Source organism: Rhodococcus sp. 14-2483-1-1 (assembly GCF_002259335.1).
Classification (GTDB): domain Bacteria; phylum Actinomycetota; class Actinomycetes; order Mycobacteriales; family Mycobacteriaceae; genus Rhodococcoides.
On the sequence record NZ_NPFX01000021.1, the window covers coordinates 150,573 to 163,894 of the forward strand.

The 13,322-nt window shown below is 64.8% G+C and carries 11 protein-coding genes; 9 read left to right on the forward strand and 2 right to left on the reverse strand.

The annotated features are described in order from the left end of the window. The first annotated feature begins 99 nt into the window (after positions 1-99). Entirely contained in the window at positions 100-849 is a 750-nt protein-coding gene (locus CH294_RS19240; RefSeq protein WP_170944790.1) for a CoA transferase subunit A, read from the forward strand. Continuing rightward, positions 846-1,493, forward strand: a complete 648-nt coding sequence (locus CH294_RS19245; RefSeq protein ID WP_032379210.1) for a CoA transferase subunit B — start codon at positions 846-848, stop codon at positions 1,491-1,493. Before CH294_RS19240 ends, CH294_RS19245 begins: the two co-directional genes overlap by 4 nt. Here CH294_RS19245 and fdhD read toward each other — a convergent pair. Together fdhD and malQ are read right to left on the reverse strand one after the other, a co-directional pair. Then, the gene (gene fdhD, locus CH294_RS19250) at positions 1,470-2,315 is read right to left on the reverse strand and encodes a formate dehydrogenase accessory sulfurtransferase FdhD (RefSeq protein ID WP_094738848.1); all 846 of its coding nucleotides are present in this window, start codon (positions 2,313-2,315) and stop codon (positions 1,470-1,472) included. The two genes, CH294_RS19245 and fdhD, sit on opposite strands and share 24 nt — an antisense overlap. A gap of 60 nt (positions 2,316-2,375) precedes the next feature. Beyond that, a complete protein-coding gene (gene malQ, locus CH294_RS19255) occupies positions 2,376-4,526 on the reverse strand; it encodes a 4-alpha-glucanotransferase (protein ID WP_094738971.1) in 2,151 nt (716 codons plus the stop codon). A gap of 183 nt (positions 4,527-4,709) precedes the next feature. Here malQ and CH294_RS19260 point away from each other — a divergent pair, with 183 nt between their 5' ends. The 7 genes from CH294_RS19260 (at position 4,710) to ndk (ending at position 12,916) form a co-directional block, all read left to right on the forward strand. Then, the gene (locus CH294_RS19260; RefSeq protein WP_032379208.1) at positions 4,710-5,141 is read left to right on the forward strand and encodes an anti-sigma factor; all 432 of its coding nucleotides are present in this window, start codon (positions 4,710-4,712) and stop codon (positions 5,139-5,141) included. Then, positions 5,141-5,923, forward strand: coding sequence for a SigB/SigF/SigG family RNA polymerase sigma factor (locus CH294_RS19265; RefSeq protein WP_032379207.1), 783 nt, complete (start codon positions 5,141-5,143; stop codon positions 5,921-5,923). The genes CH294_RS19260 and CH294_RS19265 overlap by 1 nt, the downstream gene beginning before the upstream one ends. A gap of 24 nt (positions 5,924-5,947) precedes the next feature. Continuing rightward, a complete protein-coding gene (locus CH294_RS19270; RefSeq protein ID WP_094738849.1) occupies positions 5,948-7,939 on the forward strand; it encodes a prolyl oligopeptidase family serine peptidase in 1,992 nt (663 codons plus the stop codon). Between the two features lie 9 nt (positions 7,940-7,948). Further along, complete coding sequence (locus tag CH294_RS19275; protein ID WP_094738850.1) at positions 7,949-10,618, forward strand: valine--tRNA ligase; 2,670 nt, start codon at positions 7,949-7,951, stop codon at positions 10,616-10,618. Continuing rightward, positions 10,619-12,049: a folylpolyglutamate synthase/dihydrofolate synthase family protein gene (locus CH294_RS19280; protein ID WP_052077517.1), complete on the forward strand. Its 1,431-nt coding sequence runs from the start codon at positions 10,619-10,621 to the stop codon at positions 12,047-12,049. Then, positions 12,046-12,435 (forward strand): DUF4233 domain-containing protein, encoded by a 390-nt coding sequence (locus tag CH294_RS19285; RefSeq protein ID WP_094738851.1) that lies wholly within the window; start codon positions 12,046-12,048, stop codon positions 12,433-12,435. The genes CH294_RS19280 and CH294_RS19285 overlap by 4 nt, the downstream gene beginning before the upstream one ends. 67 nt (positions 12,436-12,502) lie before the next feature. Next, positions 12,503-12,916: a nucleoside-diphosphate kinase gene (ndk, locus tag CH294_RS19290; RefSeq protein WP_094738852.1), complete on the forward strand. Its 414-nt coding sequence runs from the start codon at positions 12,503-12,505 to the stop codon at positions 12,914-12,916. The last annotated feature ends 406 nt before the right edge of the window (positions 12,917-13,322 follow it).

Sequence of the window (13,322 nt, forward strand, 5' to 3'; positions counted from 1 at the left end):
CTCACGATCGTGGTGATCTACGCAATAGCTACCCTACGGAAGTGTTCGCATAGTGGCAAGGTGTTCACATAACGCACGAATTCGGGTAGCGTGGATCTCATGTTGGACAAAGTCGTGGCCAGCGCCACCGAAGCCGTATCGGACATCCCGGACGGATCCTCGCTCGCCGTGGGGGGATTCGGACTGGTCGGAGTGCCGGAAATCTTGATCGACGCAGTACTCGCGCAGGGTGCCACCGATCTCGAGACCATCAGCAACAACTGTGGAACCGACGGATTCGGTCTGGGAGTTCTGTTGGCACAGCACCGCATTCGTAGAACGATCAGCTCGTACGTCGGGTCGAACAAGGAGTTCGCGAGGCAGTACCTGTCCGGCGAACTCGAAGTCGAACTCACGCCCCAGGGCACTCTTGCCGAACGACTGCGCGCCGGCGGTGCCGGAATCCCTGCCTTCTTCACTCCGGCAGGTGTCGGGACGCAGGTTGCCGACGGTGGACTCCCGTTGCGCTACGACGGCAGCGGCGGAATCGCCCTGGCCAGTCCGCCGAAAGAGACACGCGAATTCGATGGCCTGACCTACGTGCTGGAGCGCGGCATCGTCGCCGACTACGCACTCGTGCACGCGTGGAAGGGCGATCGACACGGGAACCTGGTATTCCACGCCAGTGCGCGAAACTTCAATCCACCTGCGGCAGAGTCGGGGCGGATCACCATCGCGCAGGTCGAGCATCTCGTGGAGCCCGGCGAGATCGGGCCGGACGAAGTGCACACTCCGGGCATCCACGTGCATCGGGTGGTCCACGTCGGACCGGTCGAGGTCGGCATCGAGCAGAGGACGGTACGAGCATGAGCGAGAAGATGACCCGCGAACAGATGGCCGCTCGGGTGGCACAGGAACTCGGTGACGGACAGTACGTGAACCTGGGCATCGGAATGCCCACGCTCGTGCCCAACTACATCGCCACCGACATCTCGGTGATCCTGCACTCCGAGAACGGAGTCCTCGGAGTCGGCCCGTACCCCACCGAGGACGAGCTCGATCCCGAGGTCATCAATGCAGGCAAGGAAACCATCACAGTCCTTCCTGGTGCCTCCTACTTCGACTCCGCGCAGTCTTTCGGAATGATCCGTGGCGGCCAGGTCGACGTGGCAGTCCTGGGTGCGATGCAGGTCAGCGCCACCGGTGATCTGGCGAACTGGATGATCCCCGGGCACATGGTCAAGGGCATGGGCGGCGCGATGGATCTGGTGCACGGAGCGCGGCGCGTGATCGTCATGATGGAGCACGTCTCGCGCAAGGGTGAGCCGAAGATTCTCGAACAGTGCACCCTGCCGTTGACCGGCAAAGGCTGCGTGCACAGGATCATCTCCGACATGGCCGTACTCGACGTCACCGAGAACGGTCTCCGTCTCGTCGAGACCGCACCGGGTGTGTCCGTGGACGACGTCGTGAACGCGACTGCAGCCGAACTACTGGTCGACGTGATCGCCTGACACCAGTACGCGGTCGGTGCAGGAGTAGAGGTTCATCGACCGACCGCGAAGGAATCCGATGACCGTCAGACCCGACTCGGTCGCCAGATCCACCGCCAGAGACGACGGTGCCGACACTGCCGCGAGGATCGGTATGCCGGCCATCACGGCCTTCTGCGCCAGCTCGAACGAGGCGCGGCCACTGACCATCAACACCATGCCGCGCAGCGGAATTCGATCGTTGGTCACGGCCCAGCCGACGACCTTGTCGACGGCGTTGTGGCGTCCGACGTCCTCGCGCAACACCAGCATCTCACCGTCGGCGGTGAACAGCGCCGCGGCGTGCAGACCGCCCGTCGCATCGAAGACTTTCTGCGCAGCGCGCAGTGTGTCCGGCAACCCGGCAAGAGTCTCCGAGGTGACGACGACCGTGTCGGCCGCGGGGGAGTGCTTGGTGCGCAGTCGAATTGCATCCAAGGATCCCTTACCGCACACCCCGCACGACGACGTCGTGTAGAAGTTCCGTTCGACGCCCGTCTCCGGGGGAGCGACGCCCAGGGCCAGCGTGAGATCCAAGACGTTGTACGTGTTCGCGCCCTCGTCGTCGACCCCGTCGCAGTAACGAGCTGCAGCGATGTCTGCTCCCGAGGCGATCACGCCTTCGGTCAGCAGGAAGCCGTGTGCCAGCTCCACATCGTGTCCGGGAGTGCGCATGGTCACGGCCAATGCCTTGCCGTCGACCCGCAATTCGAGCGGCTCTTCCACCACCAGGGTGTCCGGGCGCTCGACTCGGTGCCCAGCTCGGAGGCGGACCACCGGTCTACGAGCAGTGATGCGGCCCATCAGTACCGGCTGTCTTCACGGCGAATGCGGTAGTTCATCCTTCGATTGTGGACCTCGGCGTCATCGGTCCGTCGACTCGGTGGCCATAGCCGCTGCCAACGACACCATCCGGGGATGGTCGACGAGATCCTCGACCAGCACACGCCTGCCGTCTGCGTCGGCCAACGGAACCTTCCAGTTCTCGTACTGGGTTTCGTCGGTTCCTGGCTGGTTCTGAATGCGGTGTTCTCCGACAGCGTCCACGAGTGCGACACCGATCAACAGAGACGGACTCCGCTGCACGAGACGATGCAGAGCTTCCACCGTCCGATGATCGTCGGCGGCGGTGTCGGTGTGAAGCAACCCGCGTTCACGTGCCAGGTCGAGAACCGCCTCGCGCTTGCGTGCATCGACCTCCTTCTCGGCGTCGATGTCGCGTTCGAGCAAGCCCAGACGTGAACGCAGGTCGATGTGCTCACCCCGGAGATACCCGGCTGTGGGTGGTAGGTCGTGCGTGGTCACCGAAGTCAGGCAGAGACTGCGGTACTCCTCGGGCGCGATCGGCCCGGATTCGTCGGCTTCGAACCACAGGATCGAGGTGCCGAAAATGCCGCGTTCGGTGAGGTACTCCTGCACCATCGGTTCGAAGACCCCGAGATCCTCACCGACCACCACCGCGCCCGCACGCTCGGCCTCCAGCGCCAGAATGCCGATCAATGCTTCGTGGTCGTACTCGACATACGTTCCGCCGCCGGCATTCTCGGCCTCCTGCGGAATCCACCACAGACGGAACAGGCCCAGAATGTGGTCGACGCGGATGCCGCCGGCGTGACGAAGGATCGTGCGCAGCATGTCTCGATACGGGATGTACGCCATTTCTCGGAGGCGGTCGGGGTCCCACGGTGGCTGATTCCAGTTCTGGCCCTGCTGGTTGAAATTGTCCGGCGGCGCGCCCACCGTGACACCCGAGGCCAACACATCGCCGAGCGCCCACGCGTCGGCTCCGCCCCGGGCCACACCGACCGCAAGGTCGTGCATGATGCCGATGTCCATCCCCGCCTCGAGCGCACCGCGTTGCGCGGCGGCGAGTTGCTCGTCGCAGATCCACTGCAGCCACATGTGGAAGTCGATGCGATCGGCCAATTTCGCGCGTTGCTCTCGGACGAAGTCGGTTCGTGGATGCGCCGCCCGATCGGTCCAGACCGGATCCTGAGGCCCGAATTTCTCTGCAAGCGCACTCCATACCGCGAAGTCGCGCAGTCCGGTGCCCTCACGCTCGACGAATGCGCGGTACGCGGATTCGCGAGCCGGGCTGCGTTCGACCTTGTGAACGCGTTCGAGGGCACGAAGTTTCGCCGTGAACGTCCGGTCCCGATCCAGCTTCTTGGTTCGTGTGTTCGCCTTGTCGAACCGTCTCGCTGCGTCGTGGATCTTGCCGAATTGTTTCGGCGAGAGTTGTGCGGTCTCGCGAATGTTCTCGACTCGAATGTAGAGCGAGTTGAAGAATCGACGCGTGGTCGGCAGGTACGGGGATGCCTCGACCGGGGTGGTCGGTCGGTCGGCGTGCAGTGGATTGACGAGAAGGTAGTCGAATCCGTGCTCGCGGCCGGCGATGTCGGCCATGTCCTCGAGATCGGCGAGATCGCCGATTCCCCACGATCGTCGCGATCGCACCGAGTACAGCTGGGTGAGCAGTCCGGTCCGCTGTCGATCCGCCAGTTCCGCGTTGGGTGACAACGACTTCGGTGTGACCACCACGACCGCTTCCGATGTACGGACCGTGTTGTCCTCGCTGATCGTCGTCGCGGTCAGACTGTGCCAGCCGAGCGGGGCGTTGCCGGGAACGACGAAGGTGGCGCGACCTATCAGGTGGCCGTCGACCTCCCGTGGATCGACCCAGACGTCGGCCTGGGTGACGTCGATCGACTCACCGTTCTCGGAGACCATCGAGACTTCCACCGGATTGCCGTGCGGCACATGCACCCACACCGCGGAATCGGTGCCCTGCGTGGCCACGACCACCGGTGGTAACAGCCGTCGCCAGGGTGCGTTCTCGATGTCGGCCAGTGCTCGGTCGACGTCCTCGGCCGACTCGGTGGCGTAGCCGCGTGCGGTGAGCACCTGTTGCAGGGTGTCGTCGCTCACTTCGTGTTCGGTGTCGTCCCAGCCCCGATACGAGGTCGAAGTGCCGAGACGTCGGGCGAGAGTGCGAAGTGCCTGCGAGTGATCCACGGTGTCGATCGTGCCAGGTCGCCGCCCGTGCGTCATCCGGGCCACCGGGTCGTTCATCGATCGTTCGTCCGGCTGCGGTGCCGGAAGACCCGGTTCCCGAACTGTGAGGATTGAAACGTGGTCGGCTGGGTAGTCTTGCTCGGCAAACGGTAATTCAGTGCGCGGCGACGATGGGAAGTGCGGATGGCTGGGGTCAGCAAGATCGAAGAACTGGAGCGAGGTTCCGGTGCACCGGTCGAGCTGAGGGTGCGCGCCGAGGCCGACCAGCTTCCGGTGGTACGCGCCGTCGCAGAAACCCTCGTGGTTCTGAGCGACTTCACGCTCGACGACATCGCCGACGTCAAACTGGTCGTCGACGAAGTGTGTTCGCAACTGATCAAGGGCTCGGTGGCGGACTCGGAGCTCTCGTGCCTGTTCTCGGTGAGTGACTCCGGAATCCGGATCGTCGTCACGTCCACGTTGGCTGCCACGTCCGTGCCGAAGAAAGACAGCTTCGGCTGGCACGTTCTGCAAACCCTGACCGACTCCATCGAGCTGCGCGCAGACGACGCAGACGACAGCGATGCGGTTCGCACGGTTGCCATCGACGTGGTCAAGCGGAGGAGCACGATCTAGTGCCGGTGCACGAACGAAGCACGCGGCGAGAGTCCGACGACTACAGCGACGTTGTCGCGCTGATTCAGCAGATGCAGGCGCTCGACGAGAATTCACCGCAGCGCCGAGTGCTGCGCGATCGCATCATCACCCGTTGCCTCCCGCTCGCCGAACACATCGCACGCCGATTCGGCGGTCGTGGCGAAGCCCACGAGGACCTGCTGCAGGTCTCCCGTCTGGGCTTGGTGAACGCAGTCGACCGATTCGACATCGAGCGCGGATCGGACTTCGTCTCGTTCGCCGTGCCCACGATCATGGGCGAAGCTCGCCGCTACTTCCGCGACGCGGGATGGTCGGTTCGGGTGCCGCGGCGCATGAAGGAACTGAACTCGATGATCTCGCAGGCGGTGGGCTCGTTGTCGCAGAAGTTGGGCCGAGCTCCGACAGCCAGCGAGATCGCCGTCGAACTCGGAATCGACGTCAAGGAAGCGTCGCAGGCGTTGCTCGCGCGCAGCGCGTACCAAACCGTGTCGGTCGACTCGGTGGTCAGCGAAGATCGCCTCCCGCTGATGGACACCCTCGGTGCCGACGATCCCGAACTGGAAAAGATGGAGAGCTATCTCGCCGTCCGCCCTGCGCTGGAGAAGCTGCCCGAGCGGGAACGGCGCATCGTGGTGCTCCGCTTCTTCGGGTCGATGACCCAGACTCAGATCGCGGAGAAGGTGGGAATCTCGCAGATGCACGTCTCGCGGATCCTGGCTCGTACTCTCGCCCAGCTCCGAGAGGATCTCGGCGAGGATTGAGCCTGCTTTGGCTAGGCTCGGTGTATGAGTATCTACGACGACGTCGACGAGTACATCGGAGCCCGGCGAGTGACCGATGTGGCCGTGACCGCCGACTTTTCGCGAGCGGTGATTTCCATTGCTGCACTGGATGATTCGCGGACCGAGTACCGAACGTCGTTGTGGGAGCTCGACGTCGACGGCAGTTCACCTGCCCGGCGCATCACCCACGGCGAGTGGGGTGAGAGTGCGCCGGTGTTCACCGCTTCCGGTGATCTGTTGTTCTCGCGTCGATCGAACAAGGACGATCCGGCCAGGCTGTGGATTCTGCCTGCCGCGGGCGGCGAAGCGCGACTGCTCGAGACCCGATCCGCCGGGCTGAGCGGGATCAAGGCCGCTGGTTCGGAGGCCGTACTCGTCGGATTCTCCCCGGTATTCGGCTCGTCGAGCACCGAGGAGGACGACGACGCTCTGCGCACCGAGCGCACGGCCAACAAGGTGAATGCGATTCTGCACACCGGTGTTCCGGTGCGCTACTGGGATCACGATCTGGGTCCGGCGACTCCACACCTTTTCGTGGGATCGGCGGACGGTTCGACAGGACTGCGTGACCTCACCCCGGATGCGCGCACAGGACTGCACGAAGCAGCCTTCGATGTCAGCGCCGACGGTTCGTTCGTCGTGTCCACCTGGGTCGTTCCCGGCCCGCTCGGGACTGTGCGGACAGTGCTGGTGCGCATCGAGATCGAGACGGGGGAGCGGACGACGATCGTCGACGATGCCGATGCCGATCTGGGAGCCCCGGCGATTTCACCCGACGGCGGGTCCGTGGCGTTCGTGCGCGAGTCGATCTCCACCCCCGAGGACGCGCCGCGAATGACATTGCAGCGGTACGACTTCGGCGACTCTTCGGTCTCCGATCTCGCGACCGGTTGGGATCGGTGGCCGAGCGACCCGGTGTGGCTGCCGGACGGATCAGGATTACTGGTGACCGCAGACGACGACGGCCGGTCGCCGATCTTCGTCGTCCGCGACGGTGCGGAACCGCGTCGGCTCACACAGACCAGCGATGCCTACACACATGTGCACGTGTCCTCGGACGGCACCAGGGTGCTGGCGCTCGCCGCCTCGTATCTGGCTGCGCCGCATCCGGTGTCGATCGACCTGTCCGACGGTGCCGTCACTGCATTCGACACCGGCATCGACCACAGTCCGTTGCCCGGAACTCTCACCGAGATGGACACGATCGTCGCCGACGGTGCCCGGGTACGCGGTTGGCTGGCACTGCCGGTCGGGGCATCCGAGCTCGAGCCCGCTCCTTTGTTGCTGTGGGTGCACGGGGGCCCGCTGAGTTCGTGGAACACGTGGTCGTGGCGCTGGAATCCGTGGCTGATGGTCGCTCGTGGGTACGCGGTGTTGCTGCCCGATCCGGCGCTGTCCACCGGTTACGGCCAGGAGTTCGTGCAGCGAGGTTGGGGCGCGTGGGGCAAGGCCCCGTTCACCGATCTGATGGCGTTGACCGACGTTACCGTCGCACGGCCGGATATCGACGACACTCGCACCGCTGCGATGGGCGGGTCTTTCGGCGGGTACATGGCCAACTGGATAGCGGGCCACACCGATCGGTTCGACGCCGTGGTCACCCATGCGAGTCTGTGGGCACTCGATCAGTTCGGACCCACGACGGACGCGCCGTGGTACTGGGCGCGGGAGATGTCTCCGGAGATGGCCGTGGAGAATTCCCCACACCTGTTCGTGGCGGACATAGCAACGCCGATGCTGGTGATCCACGGCGACAAGGACTATCGCGTGCCGATCGGCGAGGGCCTGCGGCTGTGGTACGAGCTGCTCAGCGAGTCGGGTCTGCCGGCCGACGACGAGGGCAACACCGAGCATCGATTCCTCTACTTCCCCGCCGAGAACCACTGGATCCTGAGTCCTCAGCACGCCAAGGTCTGGTACGAGGTCGTGCTGGCATTCCTGGCGCAGCACGTGCTGGGCGAGAGCGCGTCGATGCCGCGAATCCTCGGCCACTAGAATCGCCGCGTGACCAGTTCCGTGCCAGAGACACCCGACAATCCAGCAGACCGCTTGCCCAAGAACTGGGACCCGAGCGAGGTAGAGGCCGAGCTGTACCGTTCCTGGGTCGACGCCGGGTACTTCGAGGCCGATGCCACCAGCGGCAAGCCGCCGTACTCCATCGTGCTGCCTCCGCCGAACGTCACCGGCAGCCTGCACATGGGGCACGCTCTGGACCACACGCTGATGGACGCGCTGAGTCGCCGCAAGAGGATGCTCGGGTACGAGGTGCTGTGGCTACCGGGCATGGACCACGCGGGCATCGCCACGCAGACCGTGGTGGAAAAGCAGCTCGCCGCAGACGGTAAGACCAAGGAAGAGTTCGGCCGCGAGCTGTTCATCGACAAGGTCTGGGACTGGAAGCGCGAATCCGGCGGAACCATCGGCGGCCAGATGCGACGGATCGGCGACGGTGTCGATTGGAGCCGCGAGCGGTTCACCATGGACGACGGTCTGTCCGAGGCTGTGCAGACCATGTTCAAGCGGATGTTCGACGACGGCTTGATCTACCGCGCGGAGCGGCTCGTCAACTGGTCCCCGGTGCTGCAGACTGCCATTTCCGACATCGAGGTCAAGTTCGAGGATGTCGAGGGCGAACTCGTCTCGCTCCGTTACGGCTCCCTCGACGATTCCGAGCCGCACGTGATCGTCGCGACCACGCGAGTGGAGACGATGCTCGGCGACACCGCGGTTGCGGTGCACCCCGAGGACGAGAGGTACAAGGCTCTGGTCGGCACCACCCTCGAGCACCCGTTCACGGGTCGGCAGATCCCGATCATCGCCGACGACTACGTCGATCCCGAATTCGGCACGGGCGCAGTGAAGATCACCCCCGCACACGACCCCAACGACTTCGAGATGGGTGTGCGGCACTCGCTGCCGATGCCGTCGATCATGGACAAGGCCGGCCGAATCACGGACACCGGAACACAATTCGACGGGATGGACCGCTTCGAGGCGCGCGTCAAGGTTCGTGAAGCTCTCGCCGAACAGGGCCGCGTGGTCGCCGAGAAGCGTCCGTACCTGCACAGCGTCGGCCATTCCGAGCGCAGCGGCGAGCCGATCGAACCGCGGCTGTCCCTGCAGTGGTGGGTCAAGGTCGACGGCCTCGCGAAAGCTGCCGGTGACGCAGTGCGCAACGGCGATACCGTCATTCACCCCAAGAGTCAGGAGCCACGCTGGTTCGCCTGGGTCGACAACATGCACGATTGGTGCATCTCGCGCCAGTTGTGGTGGGGACATCGGATTCCGATCTGGTACGGACCCGACGGTGAGACCGTCTGCCTCGGACCGGGAGAGAGTGCGCCCGAGGGCTGGGAGCAGGATCCCGACGTCCTCGACACCTGGTTCTCGTCCGGCCTCTGGCCTTTCTCGACGATGGGGTGGCCGGAAGCCACGGCTGATCTCGAGAAGTTCTATCCCACCGGCGTTCTCGTCACCGGGTACGACATCCTCTTCTTCTGGGTCGCCCGCATGATGATGTTCGGCACCTACGTCGGAGCCGACGACGCGATCACCGCGGGCAAGCAAGGGCCGCAGGTTCCGTTCCGAGATGTGTTCCTGCACGGATTGATTCGCGACCAGTACGGCAAGAAGATGTCGAAGTCGCGCGGCAACGGAATCGATCCGCTCGATTGGGTCGATCGGTTCGGTGCAGATGCGCTGCGCTTCACGCTCGCTCGCGGTGCCAACCCGGGTGCGGACATGTCGGTCGGTGAGGACCACGCGCAGTCCTCGCGCAACTTCGCGAACAAGCTGTTCAACGCCACCAAGTTCGCCCTGATGAACGGTGCGGCACCGGCAGACCTACCCCCGCGTGCCCAGCTGACCGACGCCGACCGGTGGATCCTGGATCGACTCGAACAGGTTCGTGCAGAGGTGGATTCGGCCTTCGACCGCTACGAGTTCAGTAAGGCCTGTGAGGCGCTCTACCACTTCGCCTGGGACGAGGTCTGCGATTGGTACCTCGAGATCGCCAAAGTGCAGTTCGCCGACGAAGCCATCGCCGCCACCACGCGCGGAGTGCTCGGAAACGTGCTCGACGCGTTGCTGCGCCTGCTGCATCCGGTCATTCCGTTCGTGACCGAGACGCTGTGGAAGGTGCTCACCGGCGGCGAGTCCCTGGTGATCGCGACGTGGCCTGCCCCTGCCGCTGAGCCTCTCGATCACGTTGCGGCACAACGGATCGCGGACATGCAGCGCCTGATCACCGAAGTCCGCCGATTCCGCAGCGATCAAGGGCTCAAGCCCTCGCAGAAGGTCGCGGCCCGCATCGTCGGAGTATCCGAGGCGGATCTGGACGGACAGATTTCGGCGGTCACCGCTCTGGCCCGACTGACCGAGCCGGCCGAGGACTTCGCGGCCACGGCGTCGGTCGAGGTTCGACTGAGCAAAGCGACCGTGGTCGTGGAACTGGACACCTCGGGCACCGTCGACCTGGTCGCCGAACGAGCTCGACTCGTCAAGGATCTCGCCGCTGCCGAGAAGGAGTTGGCGCAGACCACCGGAAAGCTCGGTAACGAGGCGTTCCTCGCGAAGGCTCCTGATGCTGTGGTGGACAAGATCAGAACGCGACAGTCCATCGCGCAGGAAGAAATCGCCCGGATCAACGCGCGCATCGAATCGATGGGGAACTAAGTGACCGAGCCCGACGCCGCACTGCCGACGCCGCCGCCGAGTCCGGTCGACCTCGCCGAACTGGCGCTGGTCGAGGCCGAGCTCGACAAGCGTTGGGGCGAAACGAAGATCGAGCCGTCGACGGATCGAATCTCGGCGCTGATGGACCTTCTCGGTTCGCCGCAGAAGGCGTACCCGTCGATTCATGTGGCCGGCACCAACGGCAAGACCTCGGTCACACGCATGATCGATGCTCTGCTCACGGCCTTCCACCGACGCACGGGCCGCACCACCAGCCCGCACCTGCAGATGGCGACCGAGCGGATCAGCATCGACGGGCGGCCCATCTCGCCGCGGCTCTACGTCGACACCTACAACGAGATCGCACCGTTCGTCGAGATGATCGACGCGCAGTCCGAAGCCGCGGGCGGACCGCGAATGAGCAAGTTCGAGGTGGTCACGGCAATGGCGTTCGCGGCGTTCGCCGAGGCACCGGTGGAGGTCGCCGTCATCGAGGTCGGGCTCGGCGGACGCTGGGACGCCACCAACGTCGTCGACGGTGAGGTCGCTGTGATCACCCCGATCGGGCTCGATCACGTCGAATTCCTCGGCGACGACCTCGCGACGATCGCAGGGGAGAAGGCGGGGATCATCAAGAAGGCACCGGAATCGCTCGTGCCGCGGGACACCGTAGCGATCCTTGCGCAGCAGAAGCCCGAGGTATCGGATGTTCTGCTGCGGGCGGCGGTGCAAGCAGACGCTGCGGTGGCGCGGGCGGGATCGGAATTCACCGTGCTCGGCAGGCAGATCGCGGTGGGCGGTCAGCAACTGGAACTGCAGGGGCTCGGCGGGGTCTACACCGACATCTTTCTTCCGTTGCACGGCGAACATCAGGCTCACAATGCGTCCCTCGCGCTGGCGGCGGTCGAGGCGTTCTTCGGTGCCGGCCCGGATCGTCAACTCGATCAGGACACCGTCCGCGCCGCGTTCGCGACGATCGTCAATCCAGGGCGACTCGAGCGGGTCCGCAATGCCCCCACCGTGTTCCTCGATGCCGCACACAACCCGCACGGAGCGGCAGCCCTCGCTGCCGCCCTCAACGACGAGTTCGACTTCCGCAAACTGGTCGGCGTCGTCAGCGTCATGGCGGACAAAGACGTCGGAGCCATCCTCGACGAACTGGAGCCGGTCTTCGACGACATCGTCGTCACCCACAACGGGTCGGCACGGGCGATGGATGTGGACGCTTTGGCCGACATCGCCGTGGCCAAGTTCGGCGACGAACGCGTCGTGGTGGCGTCGACCCTGCCCGATGCCCTCGAGACAGCCATAGGCCTGGCCGAGGAAGTCGCCGAGCCGGGAGAAGCAGTCTCCGGTGCCGGAGTTGTCGTCACCGGATCCGTGGTGACCGTCGGCGCAGCTCGCACTCTGTTCGGAAAGGACCCCGCGTGAGCGAGCCAGAGTTCCGACCGCCCACGAACGACCCGTGGAAAGGCTTCCGCGGGGTCGTGGCGGGAACCCTCGTCCTCGAAGCCATCGTGACCCTGCTGGCGCTGCCGGTGGTGGCGACCCTCGGCGGCGGTGCGACCTGGTTCTCGACGACGTACATCGTGGTGCTGGCCGTCGTGATGATTCTCGCCGCAGGCAAGCAGGGGGAGCCGTGGGCGATGAAGCTCAATCTGATTCTTCAGCTGTTCGTGCTGGCCGGGGCCGTGTTCCACCTCTCCATCGGGGCGGTCGGCCTGATCTTCATCGCGGTCTGGCTGTATCTGCTCTACCTGCGCCGGGACATCACCGAACGGATCCGGCGAGGAATGCTGCCGGGGCAACGGGACTGACAGAGGACGCGCCTGCTTCGGCGATGCGACGCGCGCGCCTGCGCTCGCGTCCATTACTGTCGTCGACGTGACCGACCGCACCCTTGTACTGATCAAGCCCGACGGAGTTGCCCGGCGTTACGTAGGAGAGATCCTCGGCCGCGTGGAGAAGAAAGGTCTGAGCATCGTCGCACTCGAGCTCAAGACCGTCTCCCGTGAACTGGCCGCGGCTCACTACGCGGAGCACGAGAGCAAGCCGTTCTTCCCCGACCTCCTCGAGTTCATCACGTCCGGACCGGTCGTGGCCGCAGTTCTCGAGGGCCCCCGTGCCATCGCCGCGTTCCGGCAGATCGCCGGTGGCACCGACCCCGTGGCCAAGGCGGTCCCCGGCACCATCCGAGGTGACCTCGCGCTCGACGGTCAGCAGAACCTGGTGCACGGGTCGGATTCCGTGGAGTCGGCCGAACGCGAGATCGCGCTCTGGTTCCCCGGCCTGGCCTGACGGTTCCATCCTCGGCACTACAGCAACGCATCCACGCAGCCACGCCGCAACCGCTCGGTACTCGATCGGTGCGGCGTGGCGAGTACGCATCATCGCGTGTGGGATACTCGACGGAGATCGACTCCACTGCACGAGTACGTACAGGTTTCACGCTCCACCGAAGTCAAGGCTTCACCGAAGTTCGCTAGACCGGTGTTGTGGATTCGATCGGATGACTGTCGTCTATCCGCTGCCCGTCATCGCAGATGCTCGAACGAGAGACAGGCTCGTTCGCGTTCTTGCTTGATGATCAGGCGCTCGGATCGCCGAGACACCACCATCCAGCCAGGCACTGCACGCGCTGTCGTCGACCATCGAGAACTCCGACGTGGTCATCGGCTCGGGTGCGGAGCGAGACAGAACAGCT